Here is a 22,225-nt window from a genome sequence, read left to right as displayed (position 1 = left end):
AAGTCTCTTATGAATCGTCCCGCCTACCTCGCCGCACTCGCTGTTCTCGCTCTGGGCGCCTGTTCGCCGAAGGAAAAGAACACAGCCGCCCCAGCGGCGCAGACGGCCGAGGCCGCGCAAGTGGGCCAAACCGGCCCGCTCTCCCGAGACGCCATCGAAAACACCGCCTATGCGCCGCCGCCGGCCGCACAAGAGGGCCAGCCGGCCAGCCCGAATGCCGCCCAGCAGCAGCCGCAGCCCGCCCTGATCCGCGCCCAGGTTCTTCTGGAACGCGCCCGCTTCTCGCCCGGCGCGATCGACGGCCTGGCGGGGTCGAACATGCGCCAGGCCATCTCGGCGTTTCAGGAAGCGAACGGCATGACGGTGAACGGCGAGTTGAACGCCGACGTGATGGGAAGACTGCGCGCCGCCGCCGGACCAGGCGCGGTGACCACCACCTACACCATCACGCAGCAGGACATCGCCGGACCCTACCTCGGCGTCGTCCCCACGGAGCTGGAAGCTCAGGGTCAGGCGGCCCACATGGGCTATGCCAATATCGTCGAGGCCTTGGCCGAGCGCTTCCACGTCACCGAGGCCTTGCTGCGCGCCATGAACCCCGGCGCCGACTTCAATCGCGTGGGCCAAGGCCTGCTTGTCCCCGCCGTCAACACCGCGCCCCTGCCCGCCGACGTGGACCACATCGACGTCGACAAGAGCGAAGGTTCGGTCAAGGCGTTCGACGCCGACGGCAAGCTGATCGCCTACTTCCCCGCCACCATCGGCAGCGGCGACAATCCCACCCCGACTGGCACGGTCAAGGTCAATGGCGTGGCGCGAAACCCGGACTACACCTACGACCCGTCGAAACTCAGCTATGGCGACGGCAAGAAGAAGGTCGTCGTCAAACCCGGCTCGAACAATCCGGTGGGGGTCGTCTGGATCGATCTGAACAAGCCCAGCTACGGCATCCACGGCACGCCGGACCCGCATCTGGTCGGCAAGACGGCCTCGCACGGCTGCGTGCGCCTGACCAACTGGGACGCCTGGATGCTGGCTGACAAGGTCAAACCGGGCGTCACTGTCCGCTTTATCTAGTGGACGGCGCCGAACGGCGTCCCGTCCCAGAAGTCGCAGTGGTGGCGCTCGAAGAAGCCGTCGTCCATCACATCGCCCTCCGGCTTGAACACCCGCACCGGCCCCGCACCTTCGACGCGGGGCCATTCGGCGGCGAAGGCCGAACTGCCGAACGTCGCCCATAGCCTTTGCATCCGCTCAGACAGCGCCTTTTGCTCCGGCGTGAACCGCTTGGGATCAGCAAACACCCAGCGCGTGCCGAACACATAGGCCAGTTCGCTGGCGTGATAGGCGCCCAGATCCAGACCGACAATCCAGTCGGGCAAGACGAACGGCGCCTCGCGATCGGCGAACTCATAGCCCCACACCGGCACATGCTGGGCCAGCAGTCGTCGCAAAGCTTGTGACGGACAGGCGAACCTCTGGTCCGTGAAGTTCGCAGCGATGGCATAGGCGGGCCCGTCCTCACCCACTGGATAGCGCGCCAGCACCCGCTCACCCTGGTCGCCGTACATCCAGATCGTCTCCTTCTGATAGCGATCCATGTCCTGCACCTCGTTGGCGAACAGCCGCCCCTCATCGAGGTTCGTCCCGACGAGGACGGGCACGCGCGTGAACCGTCCCTCGCGGATCGCGACCGCCGGGTTTTCCGGCACAGTGGCGTCCGTGTGCACCGGTCCCCACGATCCCGGCCCGTTGATGCCCGCCCTCAATGACGCCGCGCGCGACAGCCGCCAGGCCGGCAGCGCCTTTAAGCAAGCGATCTGATCCTCGCCGGTGCAGCCAAGCCTTTCGCTGAACATCGGCCCCGACTGGGCCGCATCCTGCGCCCTGACCAGGGACGACGGCTCTAGGCACCCGCCGCTCTGCATGATGACCCGTTGATACAGGCCCTCCGACTGCGGCGACGCCATCAGGTAACAGGCCGTCCAGGCTCCCGCGCTCTCGGCGAACAGGGTGACATCGCCCGGGTCGCCGCCGAAGGCTGCAATGTTACGATGCACCCACTTCAGCGCCGCCTGCTGATCCATCAGGCCGAAGTTGCCGCCGAAGCCTTCGCCGGTCGCCTGAAACCCCGGATGCGCCAGCCAGCCCAGCGCGCCGAGCCGATAGTTCATCGTCACGACCACCCGACCCTGCTCGCGCGCCAGTTTCGACGGATCGTAGTTGGCGCCCGCCCCCACGGTGAAGGCCCCGCCGGGGATATAGATCATAACGGGTCGCGGCTCGGTCGCACCCCCGCCCGGCGCATAGATGTTCAGATACAGACAGTCCTCGGACCCGACGACGATCCCGCCGCCGCCGCCCAGGATCGAGCGTCGCCCGATCGCCTGGGTGCAGTCCGCACCGATCCGCGTCGCATCTCGAACACCCTGCCATGCCGCGACCGGCTGCGGCGCGCGCCAGCGCCGTTCGCCGACCGGGGCCGCCGCGAACGGCACGCCGAGGAACGCTCGCGTCCCCGCCCCATCGACGCCGCGCACCGTCCCGAATTCGGTTGTCGCCAACACCGGCTGGGCGTCCTTGGCGAACCGGACCTGATCGACCTTGCCGGGATGGGTGGCGCAGGCCGACAGGGCGACAAGGCACGCAAGCAACGAGATCAGACGCATCGTGAACCTTGGCTTTTTGGCAGACGATCCTAACGCCTGAGCGTGGGGCTCGTTGCGGGCGCTGGTGGCTCACCCACAGCAAAACGGCCCCCGGATTGCTCCGGGGGCCGTTCTGTTACGCTACTGTGTCTCTCGGCCTATGCGCGCCTCGCGGAGGCGCGCGACTTGAGGCCGGTCTTCTTACTCGACGATCTTGGCGACGACGCCGGCACCGACGGTGCGGCCGCCTTCACGGATGGCGAAGCGCAGGCCTTGGTCCATGGCGATCGGGGTGATCAGCTCGACGTTCAGCTCGGCGTTGTCGCCCGGGTGCGGAAGTAGAACTGCGGGCGATAGTTCGTGAAGAACGGGGTGTGACGACCGCCTTCTTCCTTGGTCAGGATGTAGGCTTCGGCCAGGAACTTGGTGTGCGGGGTGATGGAGCCCGGCTTGCACAGCACTTGGCCGCGCTCGACGTCTTCACGCTTGGTGCCGCGCAGCAGAACGCCGACGTTGTCGCCCGCTTGACCTTGGTCCAGCAGCTTGCGGAACATTTCCACGCCCGTGCAGGTCGTCTTCTGGACCGGACGGATGCCGACGATCTCGACTTCCTCACCGACCTTGACGATGCCCTTCTCGACGCGGCCCGTGACCACGGTGCCGCGGCCCGAGATCGAGAACACGTCTTCGACCGGCATCAGGAACGGCAGGTCGACCGGACGCTCCGGCTGCGGGATGTAGGCGTCGACGGTTTCCATCAGGGCCAGAACGCGCTGTTCGCCGATTTCCGGGTTCACGCCGTCGGTCGCGGCCTTGGCCGAGCCCTTGGTGATCGGAATGTCGTCGCCGGGGAACTGGTACGAGCTGAGCAGCTCGCGCACTTCCATCTCGACCAGCTCGAGCAGCTCTTCGTCGTCGACCAGGTCGACCTTGTTCATGAAGACCACCAGGGCCGGCACGCCGACCTGACGGGCCAGCAAGATGTGCTCGCGGGTCTGCGGCATCGGGCCGTCAGCGGCCGACACCACCAGGATCGCGCCGTCCATCTGCGCGGCGCCGGTGATCATGTTCTTCACATAGTCGGCGTGGCCGGGGCAGTCGACGTGGGCGTAGTGACGGTTGGCCGTCTCATATTCCACGTGCGCGGTGTTGATCGTGATGCCGCGCGCCTTCTCTTCCGGCGCAGCGTCGATGTCGGCGTAGTTCATCGCCTTCGCGCCGCCGGCCTTCGCCAGCGTCATCGTGATCGCAGCCGTCAACGTCGTCTTGCCGTGGTCAACGTGACCAATCGTGCCGATGTTGCAGTGCGGCTTCGTCCGTTCGAACTTTTCCTTGGCCATNCGTGATCGCAGCCGTCAACGTCGTCTTGCCGTGGTCAACGTGACCAATCGTGCCGATGTTGCAGTGCGGCTTCGTCCGTTCGAACTTTTCCTTGGCCATTTTCTAGCTCCTAAGGTCCCCGAACCGGGGTTCCTGCAGTTTGGGGGTTAAGGACGCCCGGTCCTTACGGTCCGGGCGCATATAGGCGGGCTTTCCGAAAAGGGAAAGCTTAGGCGTACTTCTTGATTACTTCGTCGGCGACGTGTTGCGGCACCGGCTCGTAGTGGTCGTATTGCATGGTGAACTGAGCGCGGCCCTGCGACATGCCGCGCAGCGTGTTCACATAGCCGAACATGTTGGCCAGCGGCACGAAGGCGTTCACGACGGTGGCGTTGCCGCGCATGTCCTGACCCTGGATCATGCCGCGACGGCCGTTCAGGTCGCCGATGACCGACCCGAGGTATTCCTCGGGGGTCACGACTTCCACCGCCATGATCGGCTCGAGCAGCTTGGGCGAACCCTTCTCCTTCAGTTCGCGGAAGGCGGCGCGCGACGCGATTTCGAACGCCAGCACGCTGGAGTCGACGTCGTGGTACTTGCCGTCCGTCAGGGTCGCCTTGAAGTCGATCAGCGGGAAGCCGGCCAGCAGGCCGTTGTCCTTGGCCGAGTTCAGGCCCTTTTCGACGCCGGGGATGTATTCCTTCGGCACCGCGCCGCCGACGATCGAGTTCTCGAACACGAAGCCCGAGCCCGGCTCGCCGGGTTCGAAGGTGATCATGACGCGGGCGAATTGGCCCGTACCGCCGGTCTGCTTCTTGTGCGTGTAATCGATGTCGACCTTGCGGCCCAGCGATTCACGATAGGCGACCTGCGGCGCGCCGATGTTGGCCTCGACCTTGTAGGTGCGCTTCAAGATGTCGATCTTGATGTCCAGGTGCAGCTCGCCCATGCCCTTCAGGATCGTCTGGCCCGACTCGTGGTCGGTCGAGACGGTGAAGGAGGGATCTTCCGAGGCCAGCTTGGCCAGGGCGACGCCCAGCTTCTCCTGGTCGCCCTTGGTCTTGGGCTCGACCGAGATCTCGATGACCGGCGCCGGGAACTCCATTTTCTCCAGGATGACGGGCGACTTGATCGGGTCGCACAGGGTGTCGCCCGTGCGGGTTTCCTTCAGGCCTGCCAGGGCGACGATGTCGCCGGCGTAGGCTTCCTTGACGTCTTCACGGTTGTTGGAGTGCATCTGCAGCATCCGGCCGACGCGCTCTTTCTTGTCGCGGCTGGAGTTCAGCAGCGACTGACCGGTTTCCATCTTGCCCGAATACAGGCGGCAGAAGGTCAGCGAGCCGACGAAGGGGTCGTCCATGATCTTGAAGGCCAGGACCGACAGGGGCTCTTCGTCCGAAGCCTTACGCACGACGGGCTCTTCGGTCTTGAAGTCGATGCCCGGCGTCGGCGGGATGTCCAGCGGCGACGGCAGATAGTCGACGACGGCGTCCAGCAGCGTCTGCACGCCCTTGTTCTTGAAGGCCGAGCCGCACAGGATCGGATAGAAGGCGCCGGTCAGAACGGCCTTACGGATGCACTTCTTGATGGTGGCTTCGTCGGGCTCGTTGCCCTCGAGGTAGGCTTCCATCGCCTCGTCGTCCAGCTCGACGGCGTTGTCGATCAGGTACTGACGCGCAGCGATCGCCTTGTCCATCAGGTCGTCGGGGATCGGCACGTCCTTGTAGGAAGCGCCCAGGCCGTCGTTGTCCCAGACCACGCCGGTCATGCGGACCAGATCGACCAGACCCGACAGCGAGGACTCAGCGCCGATCGGGAACTGGATCGGCACGGCCTTGGCGCCCAGACGGTCGCGGATCGATTCGACCGAGGCGTCGAAGTCGGCGCCGATCTTGTCCATCTTGTTGACGTAGACGATGCGCGGCACCTTGTACTTGTCGGCCTGGCGCCAAACGGTTTCCGTCTGCGGCTCGACGCCGGCGTTGCCGTCCAGCACGGTCACGGCGCCGTCGAGGACGCGCAGCGAACGCTCAACCTCAATGGTGAAGTCCACGTGGCCTGGGGTGTCGATGATGTTCAGACGCTTGCCTTGCCAGAAGGCGGTCGTCGCGGCGGACGTGATGGTGATGCCGCGCTCCTGCTCCTGGTCCATCCAGTCCATGGTCGCAGCGCCGTCGTGGACTTCGCCGATCTTGTGGGATTTACCGGTGTAATACAGGATCCGCTCGGTCGTCGTCGTCTTGCCCGCGTCGATGTGGGCCATGATGCCGAAGTTGCGGTAGTCCTCGAGCTTGTGAGTGCGGGCCATGAAAGCGTGCCTTGAAAATTTCAGGACGCTCAGGTGCGCCCTCGGAAGGATGTCGGTGTTCGGATAAGCGAGCGCGGGCGATTTAACTTAAACCGCCCGCGCCGGAAACCCTTAGATAGTCAGCGCAGATGACGCTTTGAAGGCGTTACCAGCGATAGTGGCTGAAGGCGCGGTTGGCTTCGGCCATCTTGTGGGTGTCTTCACGCTTCTTGACCGCGGTGCCGCGGTTGTTCGAGGCGTCCAGCAGTTCGGCGGCCAGCTTCTCGGTCATGGTGTTCTCGCCACGCTTGCGCGCAGCGTTCACCAGCCAGCGGATGGCCAGGGCGCGGCGACGGTCCGGACGGACTTCGACGGGCACCTGATAGGTGGCGCCGCCGACGCGACGCGAGCGCACTTCGACCGACGGGGAGACGTTTTCCAGGGCGGCGTGGAAGGTCGCGACCGGCTCTTGGTCCTTCTTCTTCTCGGCCAGGATGTCGAAGGCGCCGTACACGATGTTTTCGGCGACGGCCTTCTTACCTTCGTACATGACGTAGTTCATGAACTTGGTGACGACCAGGTCCCCGAACTTGGGATCCGGCAGAACTTCACGTTTCTGGGCGCGGTGACGACGCGACATGGGGTATTCCTTGCAGTGCCCGACCAACGCCGGGAAGATCTCGAAAAGGCCTCCGGGCGCGACGGCCCGGAGAAGAATGGCTTACTTCGGACGCTTGGCGCCGTAGTGCGAACGACGCTGCTTACGGTCCTTGACGCCTTGGGTATCCAGAACGCCGCGCAGGATGTGATAGCGAACGCCGGGCAAGTCCTTCACGCGGCCGCCGCGGATCAGAACAACCGAGTGTTCTTGCAGGTTGTGGCCTTCGCCGGGGATATAGCACACGGCTTCGTAGCCGTTCTTGGCCAGACGGACCTTGGCGACCTTACGCAGAGCCGAGTTCGGCTTCTTCGGGGTCGTGGTGTAAACGCGGGTGCAGACGCCGCGACGCTGGGGCGAACCCTCCAGAGCCGGCACCTTGTTGCGGGTGGGCTTGGGCTTGCGCGGCTTGCGGATCAGCTGGTTGATCGTAGGCATTCGAAACTCGTCTCGACTTCTGATGGAGGCGTGTGTCTTTCGACCGAAGCGCCTCTCGCCTTCTTGTGAACGGGGGACCATCCCCTCGCCCGGGTGTCATCGAGACTGAGAGCGCGACCACCCAAACAGAAAAACCGGAACGCGCGCTTTGGGCGTTCCGGCGGGCACAGCCCGTCCGTTGGATTGTCACGATCTCAGCGACCGGCGAACCGGCCACGCCTCGAAAGTGGGCGGCTTCTACGCCCGATGGGCCGGAAGGTCAAGGCGGAGACGTTAACGCTCCAGAATGCAGCCCCTTTAATGAAGTCTGCCGGTCTTCAATAGAGCGACCTTTCGCCTGAAACCCGCCACGCTTCGCGCTCAGCTTGACGAGACGACCAACCGGGGATGGGTCATGGCGGGGCTGGCCCGAACAGGGGCGATTGCGCTCTCGCTTGCGGTGAACGCAGGCCTTCTGACGCTGCTCGCGTTGGAGGACCGCCGCCCGGCGCCGCGTCGGATTTGGGGACAAGCGCCGCTCTACATCGAGATCGAGCCTGTGATAATTAGGGCCAAGGCCCGCACAGCGTCGGCGGCTGTGCCGCAAGCGGAGGACCAGCGTCGGGCGTCAGTCCCTTCGCGCGACTCCGTGCCTGCGAGACCGGCGCCGACCGTGACGCCGACATCGGATCGTCCGGCCGCGCCCGCGCTGGACGGTCCGACCAAGCCAATCACCCGACGCCGCCTGGCCGACGGGGAACGCGACGCGCAATGGCGAACCGGATTGCCGCCCCGAAATGGCACGGTCCACGCAAGACCGGCACGTTTGCCGTGCGCTGGCAAGCGCAGCCGCTGATTCATCGCCGCCGATGTTGCGCTCCGGCGATGAGGAAAGGACGGCGGGCTTTGCAAAAGAAGCCGCCGTCAAGAAGCGCTGGCGCGACTACCGCGAGGGCGACGGCGCCTACCCCGGGCTGCAGTCCCTATTCGGTAGGAACTGACGATGGCTGTTGTTGACCTCTTAACTGGGACGACGACGCCGACGAAGTCCCCCCGCCGTCTTGACTGGCGCAAGGCGGGCTTTGCGGCCGCAGCAGTCGGGCTGAATGCGGGCGCCGTGGCGCTTCTATCCCTAACCGATCCAGGGCTGCGCGCTCGTTCGCTGCGGCCTGCGCCGATGATCGTCTATCTTGAGGACGCCTAGCCGTCCCTGGTCCGCGCGCCAAGGAGCCCGTCTGTCACGTCCTCTGAGGACGCCATGGCCGCCCCCCCGACCCGCGCAGACGTCGCAAGCGGATTCGCCGGACAGAGGCGATCCGGCGACGTCGGCGCCCCCGCCCACGTCTTTGAGCCAAGCGAAAGCAGACGACGAGATCGACCCCCGCTGGCGAGTCGATGGCCCTCTTGCGGGGCCGAGACTGTCTTCCCTTTCGCGCAACGCCCCGCACCGCCTCGCGCCCGACGACCGCCGCCGCTGCGAAGAGCGCTGGAGCGGCGGTGAAACAACGCCTGTCATCCGGGGAACGGGCAATGCCGATCGCGACGCCGCCTTAGCGCGACAGGGGGCGCGTCGTCTGGCGGCCTGGGAAATGCAGCGCGCCGATCCGCCACGCGTCCGAAGATCGTGCGAAGATCCTAACCCCGTGGCAGGGTGCGCCGACGTGGATATCCGGATCGAACTCTTTTCCTCGCGGGACGGCTTGCTGCCCAATCTCAGAAAGCGTCGCGAATGACCGCAGCCTCCGCGCCCTCCCCTGGCCCATGGCCGCGACGAACTCGTCCGGACTGGCGCAAGGTCGCCTTGGCCACAGCCTCGGTCGCCATCAACGCAGGGCTGATCGCCACCCTGTCTCTCACCGCGCTGGGGATCGACGCTCCGCCGAGCGCGCCCTATTCACGCCCCCTCTACATCGACATCAGCCCACGCCCTCTGCTGCCGAACGAGCGGCCCCGCCCTGCGATGCAGACGCCCGAGCCCGTCGCCATGTCCGCATCGCGTGACGCTAGCGGCATCGACGCCGCTCCCACAGACAGGGTCGCGTCCGCTCCGGACAGTCGCCCCACCTCGATTCGTCCGCGGATCGCCGCGCCCACGCCCCAAGGCGCGCCCGCGCCGCCGGGCGCCTGGACGGTCAATCCGAACGATCGCGCCGGCGCCATGTCCCGTGTCCTGCGTCAGGGCCTGATCGGCTGCACCACGCCGCAACAGCTCAACGCCGCCGAGCGCGCAAACTGCCTCCAAGACGCCGAGCGGCGCGGCCGCAACGCCGCCCCGATCACCGGCACGGGCAACCCCGAACGCGACGCCGCCTTTGCGCGCGAAGGCGCGCGGCGTCTGGCTGAATGGGAGGCGGGCCGTCGTCCTCTGTCCGGCGGCGTCGGCGTGGTGGGCCCGGCGGACTGCGTCGGCTCGAACTTCGGCACAGGCTGCGCCGGCGCGCAGTTGAATCCCTCGCTGGCGCCCGACTCGACCCGCAACGTCCAGACCCGACGCGACGGCCACCGGGCCGGCGGCGCACCGATCACGCCAGGTGCTTCAGCCCCGATAGAGCGGTGGAAAGATTGAGGTCAGTGATCCTGGCAATAGGCGTCATGCATGGCCGCGCCGAGATTGAGCATCATCGTCTTGGCTTCAACGACGACGAAGAGCGACAAAATCACGGCCGTTAGGCCCCACAGCACCTTGTCAGCTTTCGTCATGGCGGCCCTCTACACAACCTTGGCTCAGTTCACCGCAATCGGAGCACGCGTCAAGTCATAGAAAAAGGGCGACGCCGTCGCCGGCGCCGCCCTCTTCGTATCTTCGCTCGAGAAGCGTGAAATCAGCTCTCGCTGCTCTCCAGCTCCAGTTGCAGATCGGCCGGCAGCGGCTCGATCGCCTCTTCCAGAGCCGAGGTCAGTTCTGCATCCCGCTCGTTGGCGATCTTCTGCAGGCTGCGCAGGTAGGCGCCGGTGCCGGCCGGGATCAGGCGGCCGACGATGACGTTTTCCTTCAGGCCTTCCAGCATGTCCTTCTTGCCGTGGACCGAGGCGTCGGTGAGGACGCGAGTGGTCTCCTGGAAGGACGCCGCCGAGATGAAGCTGCGGGTTTGCAGCGACGCCTTGGTGATGCCCAGCAGGACGGGCTGGGTGGTGGCCAGACGGCCGCCACGCTTCTCGACCTTGGCGTTTTCCAGAACGGCTTCGGCGACTTCGACGGTGTCGCCGCGGATCAAGGTGGTTTCACCCGAATCCAGCACTTCCACCTTCTGCAGCATCTGACGCACGATGACTTCGATGTGCTTGTCGTTGATCGGCACGCCCTGCAGTCGATAGACCTCCTGCACTTCGTTCACCAGATACTCGGCCAGCGCCTCGACGCCCTGGATGCGCAGCAGATCGTGCGGATCCGGGTTGCCGTCGATGATGTAGTCGCCCTTCTGGATCAGATCGCCGTCGTGGACGGAGATGTGCTTTCCTTTCGGGATCAGGAACTCGACCGGTTCGCCCTGCACGCCGTCGGCGTTGGGCTCGGGCGTGATCTTGATGCGACGCTTGTTCTTGTAGTCGCGGCCGAATTCGACGCGACCATCCATCTCGGCGATGACCGCGCAGTCCTTCGGACGACGCGCTTCGAACAGTTCGGCGACGCGCGGCAGACCGCCGGTGATGTCGCGGGTCTTGGCGCCTTCGGTCGGAACGCGAGCGATGATCTCGCCCGGCTTGACCTCATCGCCGTTCGACACGGACAGAACCGCGCCCACGGGCAGCAGATAGCGGGCGTCCGAACCGGAAGACAGCTTGGCGTAGGCGTCGCCCAGGGTGACGCCCATGGCCGGACGCAGGTCCGAGCCGCGCGGGCTGGCGCGCCAGTCGCTGACGACGCGCTGGGCGATGCCCGTCGCTTCGTCGGTTTCTTCCTTGACCGACAGGCCTTCGACGAGGTCTTCGAAGCGCACGACGCCGCCGACTTCCGTCAGGATCGGGGTGGTATAGGGGTCCCACTCCGCCAGGCGTTGGTTCTTCTTGACCTCGTCACCGTCCTTGACGCGGATGCGGGCGCCGTAAGGAGCCTTGTGCGTCTCGCGGTCCTTGCCGTCGACGACCACGGTCACGATGACGTTGCGGCTCATGGCCACCAGGTCGCCGTGGGCCGCGACGACGGTCGGGCCGGTGACCTTGGCCGTACCGGCGTTGGTCGCTTCCATGAAGGAGGTTTCCGCCACCTGGGCCGTACCGCCGATGTGGAAGGTCCGCATCGTCAGCTGGGTGCCCGGCTCGCCGATCGACTGGGCGGCGATGACGCCGACCGCTTCGCCGATGTTGACGTTTGTGCCGCGCGCCAGGTCACGGCCGTAGCAGTGGGCGCAGATGCCGGCTTCGGCCTCGCAGGTCAGGGCCGAACGGACCTTGACCGACTGGACGCCCGCAGCCTCGACGGCCTCGGCGACTTCTTCCACCAGATAGGTGTCGGCGGGGAACAGGACGGTATCGGTGCCCGGCTCCTTGATGTCCTCGGCCGCATAGCGACCCAGGATGCGCTGACCCAGCGAGACCAGCACGTCGCCGCCTTCCATCACCGCACGCAGGGTAATGCCGCGCGTCGAGCCGCAATCCTGCTCGGTGACGATGGAGTCCTGCGCCACGTCCACCAGACGGCGGGTCAGGTAACCCGAGTTGGCGGTCTTCAGCGCGGTGTCGGCCAGACCCTTACGGGCGCCGTGGGTGGAGTTGAAGTATTCAAGGACGGTCAGGCCTTCCTTGAAGTTCGAGGTGATCGGCGTCTCGATGATCTCGCCGGACGGCTTGGCCATCAGGCCGCGCATGCCGCCCAGTTGCTTCATCTGCGCCTGCGAACCACGGGCGCCGGAGTTGGCCATCATGAAGACCGAGTTGATGTCGGGGTTTTCACCCTCGATCAGCACGCGCGGTTGCGCGATCTCGCCCATCATGGCGTCGGCGATCCGGTCCGTGGCCTTGGACCAGGCGTCGACCACCTTGTTGTATTTCTCGCCGCGCGTGATCAGGCCGTCGGCGTACTGTTGCTCGTACTCCTCGACCTGGGTGCGGGTCTCGGCGACCAGCTCGACCTTCTTGGCCGGGATCACGATGTCGTCCTTGCCGAACGAAATGCCGGCCTTGGCGGCTTCACGGAAGCCCAGGCCCATCATCTGGTCGGCGAAGATGACCGTCGCCTTCTGACCGCAGTGGCGATAGACCACGTCGATCAGATTGCCGATTTCCTTCTTGGTCAGGTTCTTCTCGAGCAGGCGATAGCCGACGTTCGGGTTACGCGGCAGCAGGGCGGCCAGCTTCATGCGACCAGGCGTGGTGTCGATGACCTTGGTCACCTCATTGCCTTCGGCGTCCTGTTCCGTCCAGCGCGCCTTGATGCGCGTGTGCAGGGTGACGACCTTGGCGTCCAGCGCCGCATCGATCTCGCCGATGTTAGCGAACAGCTTGCCTTCACCCGGCTCGCCGTCCTTGACCAGCGACAGATAGTACAGGCCCAGGACGATGTCCTGCGACGGCACGATGATCGGCTTGCCGTTGGCGGGCGACAGGATGTTGTTGGTCGACATCATCAGGACGCGCGCTTCCAGCTGGGCCTCGAGGCTCAGCGGGACGTGAACGGCCATCTGGTCGCCGTCGAAGTCGGCGTTGAAGGCGGTGCAGACCAGCGGGTGCAGGCGGATGGCCTTGCCCTCGATCAGCTTGGGCTCGAACGCCTGGATGCCCAGACGGTGAAGCGTCGGCGCGCGGTTCAGCAGAACCGGGTGCTCGCGGATGACCTCGTCCAGGATGTCCCAGACGGCGGGCTGCTCGCGCTCGACCATGCGCTTGGATTGCTTGACGGTGCCCGACAGGCCCTTGGCGTCCAGGCGTGCATAGATGAACGGCTTGAACAGCTCCAGCGCCATCTTCTTGGGCAGGCCGCATTCGTGCAGCTTCAGTTCCGGACCCACGGTGATGACCGAACGGCCCGAATAGTCGACGCGCTTGCCTAGCAGGTTCTGACGGAAGCGACCCTGCTTGCCCTTCAGCATGTCGGCCAGCGACTTCAGCGGACGCTTGTTGGCGCCCGTGATCACGCGACCGCGACGGCCGTTGTCGAACAGGGCGTCGACGGACTCCTGCAGCATCCGCTTTTCGTTACGGATGATGATGTCCGGCGCGCGCAGTTCCATCAGGCGCTTCAGGCGGTTGTTGCGGTTGATGACGCGGCGATACAGGTCGTTCAGGTCGGAGGTCGCGAAACGACCGCCGTCCAGCGGCACCAGCGGACGCAGTTCCGGCGGAATGACCGGCACGATCGTCAGAATCATCCACTCGGGCTTGTTGCCCGATTCCAGGAAGGCCTCGATCAGCTTCAGGCGCTTGGACGCCTTCTTGGCCTTCATTTCCGAGGGATTGTCGGCCAGCTCGGCGCGGTGCTTTTCAGCTTCCGCGTTCAGGTCGATGCCCATCAGCAGGTTGCGGACGGCCTCGGCGCCGATCTCGGCGGTGAAGCCGTCATCGCCGAACTCTTCTTGGTAGCGATAGAACTCGTCTTCCGTCAGCAGTTGGTTCTGCTTCAGCGGGGTCAGGCCCGGCTCGGTGACGATGTAGTTTTCGAAGTACAGGACGCGCTCGACGTCCTTCAGCGCCATATCCAGCATCAGCGAGATGCGGCTGGGCAGCGACTTCAGGAACCAGATGTGGGCGACCGGCGCAGCCAGGTCGATGTGACCCATGCGCTCGCGGCGAACGCGGGCCAGGGTGACTTCGACGCCGCACTTCTCGCAGATGATGCCCTTGTACTTCATGCGCTTGTACTTGCCGCACAGGCATTCGTAGTCCTTGGTCGGGCCAAAGATACGCGCGCAGAACAGGCCGTCACGCTCGGGCTTGAACGTACGGTAGTTGATGGTTTCCGGCTTCTTGATCTCGCCGAACGACCACGAACGGATCTTCTCGGGCGAGGCCAGGGCGATCTTGATCTGGTCGAAGGTCGGGGTGACCGGGACCGGGTTGAAGATGTTCAGGACTTCCTGGTTCATCTTGATTCCTTCTGCGGGGCTGACCCGCGAAAATTATTCAGAACGGAAAAAAGCGGAGGGATCGCCCTCCCCCGCCGTGGCGAGAGAGGGCTCGTGATCCGGATCAGCTGTTCCCCAGCTCCACGTTCAGACCCAGCGAACGCATTTCCTTGATGAGCACGTTGAAGCTCTCGGGAATGCCGGCCTCGAAGCTGTCGTCGCCACGGACGATGGCCTCGTAGACCTTGGTCCGGCCGGCCACGTCGTCGGACTTCACCGTCAGCATCTCCTGCAGGGTGTAGGCGGCGCCGTAAGCTTCCAGAGCCCAGACCTCCATTTCCCCGAAGCGCTGGCCGCCGAACTGCGCCTTGCCGCCCAACGGCTGCTGGGTGACCAGCGAGTACGGGCCGATGGAGCGGGCGTGGATCTTGTCGTCGACCAGGTGGTGCAGCTTCAGCATGTAGATGTAGCCGACCGTGACCGGACGCTTGAACTGCTCGCCGGTCTGACCGTCGTACAGGATCGACTGGGCCGACTTGTTCAGCCCCGCCTCTTCCAGCAGACGCTCGATGTCGCCGATGTGCGCGCCGTCGAAGACCGGGGTCGCGAAGGGGACGCCCTTGGACAGGTTCTTCGCCAGTTCGATCAGCTCTTCCTCATCCTGCGGCAGCGGGGTTTCCGGGCCGTAGATATGGGTCAGACGATCAATCAGCGCCTGCTTCTGACCACCCGCTTGCCAGGCTTCCAGCAGACCGGAGATCTGCTTGCCCAGACCCGCGGCGGCCCAACCCAGGTGGGTTTCGAAGATCTGTCCAATGTTCATGCGCGACGGCACGCCCAGCGGGTTCAGAACGACGTCGACGTGCGTGCCGTCTTCCAGGTGCGGCATGTCCTCGATCGGCAGGATCTTGGAAATGACGCCCTTGTTGCCGTGACGGCCGGCCATCTTGTCGCCGGGCTGCAGCTTGCGCTTCACGGCCACGAAGACCTTGACCATCTTCATCACGCCGGGGGGCAGTTCGTCGCCGCGTTGCAGCTTCTCGACCTTGTCTTCGAAACGACGGTCCAGTTGCTTGCGAGCGTCCTCGAACTGGCGCTTCATCGCTTCCAGCTCGCCCATGGCCTTTTCGTCGTCCAGGGCGATCTGCCACCACAGACCACGGCTGACCTCGGCCAGCTTCTCTTCGGTCAGTTCGCCGCGGCCGATGCCCTTGGGCCCCGACACGGCGTTCTTGCCCACGATCAGCGGCTTCAGGCGGCCATAGACGTTACGCTCGAGGATCTTGAGCTCGTCGTCGCGGTCCTTGCCCAGACGTTCGATCTCGGCGCGTTCGATCGCCATGGCGCGCTCGTCCTTGTCGACGCCGTGACGGTTGAAGACGCGAACGTCGACGATCGTGCCGGCGACGCCGGGCGGCAGGCGCAGGGAGGTGTCGCGCACATCCGAAGCCTTCTCGCCGAAGATGGCGCGCAGCAGCTTCTCTTCCGGCGTCATCGGGCTTTCGCCCTTCGGCGTGACCTTGCCGACCAGGATGTCGCCCGGCTGAACCTCGGCGCCGATGGCCACGATGCCCGCTTCGTCGAGGTTGCGCAGGGCTTCCTCGCCGACGTTGGGGATGTCGCGCGTGATTTCCTCAGGGCCAAGCTTCGTATCGCGGGCGGCGACTTCGAACTCTTCCAGGTGGATCGAGGTAAAGACGTCGTCGCGCACGATGCGCTCGGAGATCAGGATGGAGTCTTCGAAGTTGTAGCCGTTCCAGGGCATGAAGGCGACCAGGGCGTTGCGGCCCAGAGCCAGTTCGCCCAGGTCCGTCGACGGACCGTCGGCGATCACGTCGCCGCCCTTCACCTGATCGCCCACGCGCACGATCGGGCGCTGGTTGATGCAGGTCGACTGGTTCGAACGCTGGAACTTCGACAGGCGGTAGATGTCGACGCCCGAGCGGGCGGCGTCCACGTCGCCGGTGGCGCGAACGACGATCCGGGTGCCGTCGATCTGTTCGACGACGCCGTCACGACGGGCGACCACGACGGCCCCGGAGTCCACGGCCACGACCGCTTCCATGCCGGTGCCGACCAGCGGCGCGTCCGACTGCACCAGAGGCACGGCCTGACGTTGCATGTTGGCGCCCATCAGCGCGCGGTTGGCGTCGTCGTTTTCCAGGAACGGGATCAGGGCCGCAGCGACCGAAACGACCTGTTTCGGCGACACGTCCATCATGTCCACGGCGTCCTTGTTCAGGAGCTGGGATTCACCGTTGATCCGGCCGGGAACCAGGTCCTCGACGATCTGACCGTTCTTCAGTTCGATGTTGGCCTGAGCGATCGTGTACTTCGACTCTTCCATGGCCGAGATGTAGACCACCTCGCCCTGGGCCTGGCCGTCCTTCACGCGGCGGTAGGGGCTCTCGATGAAGCCGTATTTGTTGACGCGCGCGTGGGTGGCCAGCGAGTTGATCAGGCCGATGTTCGGGCCTTCCGGCGTTTCGATCGGGCAGATCCGGCCGTAGTGGGTCGGGTGCACGTCGCGGACTTCGAAGCCCGCGCGCTCACGCGTCAAACCACCCGGGCCAAGCGCCGACAGACGACGCTTGTGGGTGATTTCCGACAGCGGGTTCGTCTGGTCCATGAACTGCGAAAGCTGCGACGAACCGAAGAACTCGCGAACCGCGGCGGCGGCCGGCTTGGCGTTGATCAGGTCGTGCGGCATGACCGTGTCGATATCGACCGAGGACATGCGCTCCTTGATGGCGCGCTCCATCCGCAGCAGACCGACGCGGTACTGGTTTTCGAGCAGCTCGCCGACCGAACGGACCCGGCGGTTGCCCAGGTTGTCGATGTCGTCGATCTCGCCGCGGCCGTCCTTCAGCCCGACCAGGATCTGCAGCACCTTCAGCACGTCTTCCTTCCGCAGCACGCGGATCTCGTCGGAGACCTCGGGGCTTTCCAGACGCATGTTCATCTTGACCCGGCCGACAGCCGACAGGTCGTAGCGTTCGCTGTCGAAGAACAGCGAGTTGAACATGGCCTCGGCGGCTTCCGGGGTGGGCGGCTCGCCCGGGCGCATCACGCGATAGACGTCGAACAGGGCGTCCTCGCGGTTGTCGTTCTTGTCCACGCGCAGGGTGTTGCGCATGTAGGCGCCGACCGTGACGTGGTCGATGTCCAGCACTTCGATGGTGGTGAAGCTGTTTTGCTCCAGCACTTCGATGGTCGGGGCGTCCAGTTCGTCGCCGGCCTCGGCGAAGATTTCGCCGGTCTCGAAGTTGACGGCGTCATTGGCCAGATACTTGGTTACCAGGGCGTCGGCGGCCAGCGACAGCGAGGTCGTCGTTTCGCCCAGCTTCTTGGCGGCGCGGGCGCTGATCTTCTGACCGGCCTGGGCGACCACTTCGCCGGTGTCGGCGTCGATCAGGTCGAACTCCGGCTTAACCCCGCGCCAGCGCTCGGCCTTGTAGGGCGTGACCCAGCCTTCGCCGCGCTTCTCGTAAGGCACGGTCTCATAGAAGGTCTTCAAGATTTCTTCGCCGTCCATGCCCAGACCCATCAGGAAGGTCGTGGCGGGCAGCTTGCGGCGGCGGTCGATGCGGACATAGACCACGTCCTTGGCGTCGAACTCGAAGTCGAGCCACGAGCCGCGGTACGGGATCACGCGGGCCGCGAATAGCAGCTTGCCCGAGGAGTGCGTCTTGCCCTTGTCGTGATCGAAGAAGACGCCCGGCGAACGGTGCATCTGCGAGACGATCACGCGCTCGGTGCCGTTGACGATGAAGGTGCCCTTATCCGTCATGAGCGGGATGTCGCCCATGTAGACGTCCTGCTCCTTGATGTCCTTGACCGAACGGGCTCCCGTTTCCTCGTCGGTTTCGAACACGATCAGGCGCAGCTTGACCTTCAGCGGCGCGGCATAGGTCATGTCGCGCTGAATGCACTCTTCGACGTCGTACTTCGGCTCTTCGAACTCGTACGAGACGTATTCCAGGATGGCGCGCTCGTTGAAGTCCTTGATCGGGAACACCGACTTGAAGACCGCCTCGATGCCCTGCTCCTTGCGGACGCCCGGACGGACCTCGCGCTGCAGGAACTGTTCGTAGGAAGCGCGCTGAACCTCGATCAGGTTCGGCATCGCGATCGCTTCGGGAATACGCCCGAAGGATTTGCGGATGCGCTTCTTGCCGGTGAACGAGGTGGCGGAAGCGATCTGACCGTTGATGGCGAGATCGTGGGCGACGTCAGTCATTCAGTGTTTCCCATGGCGCACGCCCCGGGGAAGACGTGCGTGAAATGCAGCAGCCACGGCGCGCGTTTCCGCGTCCGCAGCCAGGGTTTCGGCATCCACCCTCGGCCCGCTGCCGGGCCAGGACGCCTGAAATGGACCGGCTCCCTGGGAAGGAGCCGCGCCTTCGCTCGGTCGGAGGGCGACGGACCGGGCCTCGGCGCTTGCGCGCAGACTCATATGGAGTGTTGCGGAGCGCGCACATATACGCGCATTCGCGACGAAATAAAGGCCCCAGGGAACCTTTTCGACAGAGCCGAGCAATCTCGTTGCGAGCGACGATGGCCTGATCTAGCGTCGCCTTATGACACGGATCGCCCTGCCCCTGCTCGCCGCCCTCGCCCTTTCCGCCTGCGCCACCCATCGCGAGCCGGTGACCTATGCCGAGACGGCTTCGGCCGCCGCGCGCGCCGCCGATCAGGTCAATGGCCAGGGCGCCCTGACGCCGCAGCAGGCCTGGGACGCCGGCAATACCGCCTACCTCGCCTGGAACGGCGCCCGGCGCGGCTGGACGACCACCGAAAGCGGCCTGCAATATCGCCGCGTCGGCAAGGCCCACCCCGAGGGCGCTCAGCCGAAGGCGACCGACACGGTCAAGGTCCACTATCGCGGGACCTTCATCGACGGGCGCGAGTTCGACAGTTCCTACGCCCGCAACGAACCGGCCGAGTTCCCGCTCAATCGCGTCATCAAGGGCTGGACCGAGGGCGTGGCCCTGATGCGCGTCGGGGAAATCTACGAGTTCGTCATCCCCGCCACGCTGGGCTACGGCTCGCGCTGGGTCGGCGGCGACGAACTGCCGCCCAACTCCACCCTGCGCTTCTCGGTCGAACTGCTGGACGTCAAGCCGGGTTGAAGACCGAAACAGGATGGCTGGCGACCGCGCTCCATCCTATTTCGACACCCTGACCACAGCCTATTCAACGGCTTGGGCGCTCGAAGCGTCATTGTTCCGGCCATAGGCGTCGTCGCCCGCATCATGGGCCGCATGACCGATGACCTCTCCGATCCCAATCCGAATTCGCCCGACTGGACCCGACGGTCCGCCGCAACCTGGGCCGCGGCCCGTAAAGACTATCTCGCCGGGGGGTTCGCCCAGGAGGTCTGCGCGCGCCACGGCCTCAGTCTGTCGACCTTCCGTTGGCGCGCTCGCACGGAAGGCTGGCGCCGTTCGGACCAGCCGCACGGCGCGGTTTTCGAACCGCTCGACGCCTATGAGTTGGACGCCATAGACCAGCGCCTGCCCTGCAACGCCGCCGACATGGCGCGTCTGGCCTGGGCCAATGCTTCACGGGCGATGATCGACGGCAAGCTGATCGAGGCGCGGGGCTGGTCCCGGCTGCACAAGGATCTGGAGGCCATCGCCAAGATCGACGACCATGCCGTGCGCTACTACCGGGGCATGGCCAACGACCCGAAACGACAGCACAATCTGCCCACCACGCCGCCCCTGCGTCCGATGGAGGAGGACTGATCCAAATTACACCTCCTTGCATTTTGCACGCGTTTTCTGGGTGCAGTGCAATTTCGGATCAGCGCTGACGCTTGACGCCCTGCCCCCTGCGTCGGACTGTCGCGGCTCCCCAGTCGCTTGAAGAGTCCTCGATGATCCGTTCTTGCCTGCGCGCCGCCCCTCTCGGCCTCGCTCTTCTGCTCGTCTCGACCGCCCCGGCCGCCCTGGCGCAGCAGGCCTCGACCACGCCGCCGGCCCTGCCTGCGCCCCTGCCCGCGATTCCGGAAGCGCGGGACGTCGCCTATCCCGGCGTCATCACCCTGGACGTCGACGCCACCAATTTGGCCCAGCACATCTTTGCGGTGAAGGAAACGATCCCGGTCGCCCAGGCGGGACCGATGACCCTGTTCTTCCCCGAATGGCTGCCGGGCAACCACGGCCCCGTCGGCCCCATCGCGCAGCTGGCCGGCATCGAGATCACCGCGAACGGCCAGCGGGTGCAGTGGGTGCGCGACACCCTGCATCCCTTCGCCTACCACGTGGTCGTCCCGGCCGGTGCGACCGCGCTGGACATCACCCTGCAGCACCTGTCGCCGACGACCGGCAATCAGGGCCGCATCACGATGACGCCCGAGATGCTGAACATCCAGTGGGAGAAGATGCTGCTCTATCCCGCCGGCCACTGGTCGCGGAACATCACGGTCCAGCCCACGGTCAAATTCCCGGCCGGATGGCAGTTCGGCACGGCGCTCGAGCCCGAAAGCAAGGCCGGCGACGTCCAGACGTTCAAGCCCGTCAATCTGGAAGTGCTGATCGACAGCCCGGTCTTCGCCGGCGTCCACTATCGCCAGATCGACCTCGATCCCGGCGGCCGCTCGCCCGTTCGCGCCAACATCGTCGCGGACAAGGCCGACAGCCTGAACGCCACCGACGAGCAGATCCAGATCCTGCGCAATCTGGTCGCCCAGATGGACCGCCTGTATGGCGCGCGCCATTTCGACCACTACGACTTCCTGATCGCCATGACGGACAAGCTGGGCGGCATCGGGCTGGAGCATCACCGCAGTTCGGAAAACTCGGTCGATCCCGCCTTCTTCACCGGCTGGGACACCCACCTGTCCGACCGCGACCTGCTCAGCCACGAGATGAACCACTCCTGGGACGGCAAATGGCGTCGGCCCGCCGACCAGTATGTGCCCAACTTCAACTCGCCCCTGCAGAACAGCCTGCTGTGGGTCTATGAGGGCCAGACCCAGTACTATGGTCAGGTCATCGCCGCCCGCTCGGGCCTGCTCAGCAAGCAACAGGCGATGGATGCCCTGGCCATGACCGCCGCGACCTTCGACACGCGCGTCGGCCGCGAATGGCGCGCGATGCAGGACACCACCAACGACCCCATCATCAGCCAGCGCCAGCCCAAGGGCTGGCTGTCATGGCAGCGCGACGAGGACTACTATTCGGAGGGCCAGCTGATCTGGCTCGACGTCGACACGACGATCCGCGAAAAGACCGGCGGCCGGAAGTCGCTCGACGACTTCGCCCGCGCCTTCTACGGCGTCCAGGACGGCAGCTATACGCCGGCCCCCTATACGTTCGAGGATGTGGTCGCGGCCCTGAACGGCGTCGTCGCCAATGACTGGGCGACCTTCCTGCGCACCCGCCTGGACGCCGACGGCCCTGAGGCCCGCGCCCCGCTGGACGGTCTGGCGCGCGGCGGCTGGCGCCTAGCCTTCACGGACAAGCCCACCGACTACATGAAGACCCTGTACGCCGAGCTGAAACGCAACGACTTCACCTATTCGCTGGGCTTCCAGACCGGCGAAGGCAACAAGATCCGCAGCGTCCAGTGGAACGGTCTGGCCTTCAAGTCGGGCCTGGCCGCCGGGATGGAGATCGTCGCCGTCAACGGGCAGGCCGCCAGCGCCGAACGCCTGGCAGAGGCCGTCACCGCCGCCAAGGACCCATCGACGCCCATCACCCTGATCGTCAAGGACGACGAGCAATACCGCACCGTCGTCTTCGACTACCACGACGGCCTGCGCTACCCCCGCCTGGAACGCATCCCCGGCACACCTGATCGCCTGGGCGACATCCTGACGCCCCGCCGGCGCTGACGGCGTACGTCTCCTCCCGATCGGTCGCGAGAGGGAGGAGACACAACGCCACGC

Annotated in this window: 13 protein-coding genes and 1 pseudogene; 5 read left to right on the top strand and 9 right to left on the bottom strand. The window is 65.4% G+C overall.

Annotated elements, in window-relative coordinates; all coding sequences use genetic code 11:
• The first annotated feature begins 9 nt into the window (after positions 1 to 9).
• Positions 10 to 1,077: a L,D-transpeptidase gene (locus ASF81_RS03095; RefSeq protein ID WP_055804598.1), complete on the top strand. Its 1,068-nt coding sequence runs from the start codon at positions 10 to 12 to the stop codon at positions 1,075 to 1,077.
• Here ASF81_RS03095 and ASF81_RS03090 read toward each other — a convergent pair.
• From ASF81_RS03090 to rpsL, 6 genes and pseudogenes are all read right to left on the bottom strand, one after another.
• The gene (locus ASF81_RS03090; protein ID WP_055804594.1) at positions 1,074 to 2,669 is read right to left on the bottom strand and encodes a carboxylesterase/lipase family protein; all 1,596 of its coding nucleotides are present in this window, start codon (positions 2,667 to 2,669) and stop codon (positions 1,074 to 1,076) included. The two genes, ASF81_RS03095 and ASF81_RS03090, sit on opposite strands and share 4 nt — an antisense overlap.
• 180 nt (positions 2,670 to 2,849) lie before the next feature.
• A pseudogene (gene tuf, locus ASF81_RS03085) lies at positions 2,850 to 3,988 on the bottom strand (elongation factor Tu); the annotation flags it as partial.
• A gap of 1 nt (position 3,989) precedes the next feature.
• Positions 3,990 to 4,088 (bottom strand): GTP-binding protein (locus ASF81_RS15610; protein ID WP_156356048.1); only part of this gene is annotated, 99 nt, incomplete at its 3' end.
• Between the two features lie 109 nt (positions 4,089 to 4,197).
• Positions 4,198 to 6,276: an elongation factor G gene (fusA, locus tag ASF81_RS03080; protein ID WP_055754906.1), complete on the bottom strand. Its 2,079-nt coding sequence runs from the start codon at positions 6,274 to 6,276 to the stop codon at positions 4,198 to 4,200.
• A 145-nt stretch (positions 6,277 to 6,421) separates the two neighbouring features.
• Positions 6,422 to 6,895: a 30S ribosomal protein S7 gene (gene rpsG, locus ASF81_RS03075; protein ID WP_017506744.1), complete on the bottom strand. Its 474-nt coding sequence runs from the start codon at positions 6,893 to 6,895 to the stop codon at positions 6,422 to 6,424.
• 81 nt (positions 6,896 to 6,976) lie between these two features.
• Complete coding sequence (gene rpsL / locus ASF81_RS03070; RefSeq protein WP_008260482.1) at positions 6,977 to 7,351, bottom strand: 30S ribosomal protein S12; 375 nt, start codon at positions 7,349 to 7,351, stop codon at positions 6,977 to 6,979.
• Positions 7,352 to 9,059: 1,708 nt separating this feature from the next.
• Here rpsL and ASF81_RS03065 point away from each other — a divergent pair.
• Positions 9,060 to 9,896 (top strand): hypothetical protein, encoded by an 837-nt coding sequence (locus ASF81_RS03065; RefSeq protein ID WP_156363120.1) that lies wholly within the window; start codon positions 9,060 to 9,062, stop codon positions 9,894 to 9,896.
• Between the two features lie 2 nt (positions 9,897 to 9,898).
• Here the strand turns inward: ASF81_RS03065 and ASF81_RS15530 are convergent, their stop codons facing one another.
• The 3 genes from ASF81_RS15530 to rpoB form a co-directional block, all read right to left on the bottom strand.
• The gene (locus ASF81_RS15530; RefSeq protein WP_255353850.1) at positions 9,899 to 10,030 is read right to left on the bottom strand and encodes a hypothetical protein; all 132 of its coding nucleotides are present in this window, start codon (positions 10,028 to 10,030) and stop codon (positions 9,899 to 9,901) included.
• Between the two features lie 122 nt (positions 10,031 to 10,152).
• The gene (rpoC, locus tag ASF81_RS03060; RefSeq protein ID WP_055754901.1) at positions 10,153 to 14,349 is read right to left on the bottom strand and encodes a DNA-directed RNA polymerase subunit beta'; all 4,197 of its coding nucleotides are present in this window, start codon (positions 14,347 to 14,349) and stop codon (positions 10,153 to 10,155) included.
• A gap of 103 nt (positions 14,350 to 14,452) precedes the next feature.
• Positions 14,453 to 18,568 (bottom strand): DNA-directed RNA polymerase subunit beta, encoded by a 4,116-nt coding sequence (rpoB, locus tag ASF81_RS03055; protein WP_055804589.1) that lies wholly within the window; start codon positions 18,566 to 18,568, stop codon positions 14,453 to 14,455.
• A gap of 340 nt (positions 18,569 to 18,908) precedes the next feature.
• On the opposite strand from rpoB, the gene ASF81_RS03050 reads away from it, so the two are divergent.
• From ASF81_RS03050 to ASF81_RS03040, 3 genes are all read left to right on the top strand, one after another.
• Complete coding sequence (locus ASF81_RS03050; RefSeq protein WP_055804586.1) at positions 18,909 to 19,460, top strand: FKBP-type peptidyl-prolyl cis-trans isomerase; 552 nt, start codon at positions 18,909 to 18,911, stop codon at positions 19,458 to 19,460.
• Between the two features lie 132 nt (positions 19,461 to 19,592).
• Positions 19,593 to 20,078, top strand: coding sequence for a hypothetical protein (locus ASF81_RS03045; protein ID WP_156363119.1), 486 nt, complete (start codon positions 19,593 to 19,595; stop codon positions 20,076 to 20,078).
• Positions 20,079 to 20,209: 131 nt separating this feature from the next.
• Positions 20,210 to 22,171, top strand: coding sequence for a M61 family metallopeptidase (locus ASF81_RS03040; protein ID WP_055804579.1), 1,962 nt, complete (start codon positions 20,210 to 20,212; stop codon positions 22,169 to 22,171).
• Positions 22,172 to 22,225 lie beyond the last annotated feature (54 nt).

The sequence above is a fragment of the Brevundimonas sp. Leaf168 genome, from assembly GCF_001423685.1.
In the GTDB taxonomy this organism is placed as follows: Bacteria; Pseudomonadota; Alphaproteobacteria; order Caulobacterales; family Caulobacteraceae; genus Brevundimonas; species Brevundimonas vesicularis_C.
The sequence above is the reverse complement of the archived record's forward strand: the minus strand, read 5'-3'. Positions and strand labels throughout refer to the sequence as shown.

What these genes read in the sequence shown, in the direction of transcription:
- ASF81_RS03050 (WP_055804586.1), top strand. Translation starts at nt 18,909, where the DNA reads ATGACACGGATCGCCCTGCCCCTGCTCGCCGCCCTCGCCCTTTCCGCC.
- rpoB (WP_055804589.1), bottom strand. Translation starts at nt 18,568, where the DNA reads ATGACTGACGTCGCCCACGATCTCGCCATCAACGGTCAGATCGCTTCC.
- fusA (WP_055754906.1), bottom strand. Translation starts at nt 6,276, where the DNA reads ATGGCCCGCACTCACAAGCTCGAGGACTACCGCAACTTCGGCATCATG.
- rpsL (WP_008260482.1), bottom strand. Translation starts at nt 7,351, where the DNA reads ATGCCTACGATCAACCAGCTGATCCGCAAGCCGCGCAAGCCCAAGCCC.
- ASF81_RS03095 (WP_055804598.1), top strand. Translation starts at nt 10, where the DNA reads ATGAATCGTCCCGCCTACCTCGCCGCACTCGCTGTTCTCGCTCTGGGC.
- rpoC (WP_055754901.1), bottom strand. Translation starts at nt 14,349, where the DNA reads ATGAACCAGGAAGTCCTGAACATCTTCAACCCGGTCCCGGTCACCCCG.
- ASF81_RS03045 (WP_156363119.1), top strand. Translation starts at nt 19,593, where the DNA reads ATGACCGATGACCTCTCCGATCCCAATCCGAATTCGCCCGACTGGACC.
- ASF81_RS03090 (WP_055804594.1), bottom strand. Translation starts at nt 2,669, where the DNA reads ATGCGTCTGATCTCGTTGCTTGCGTGCCTTGTCGCCCTGTCGGCCTGC.
- ASF81_RS15530 (WP_255353850.1), bottom strand. Translation starts at nt 10,030, where the DNA reads ATGACGAAAGCTGACAAGGTGCTGTGGGGCCTAACGGCCGTGATTTTG.
- rpsG (WP_017506744.1), bottom strand. Translation starts at nt 6,895, where the DNA reads ATGTCGCGTCGTCACCGCGCCCAGAAACGTGAAGTTCTGCCGGATCCC.
- ASF81_RS03040 (WP_055804579.1), top strand. Translation starts at nt 20,210, where the DNA reads ATGATCCGTTCTTGCCTGCGCGCCGCCCCTCTCGGCCTCGCTCTTCTG.
- ASF81_RS03065 (WP_156363120.1), top strand. Translation starts at nt 9,060, where the DNA reads ATGACCGCAGCCTCCGCGCCCTCCCCTGGCCCATGGCCGCGACGAACT.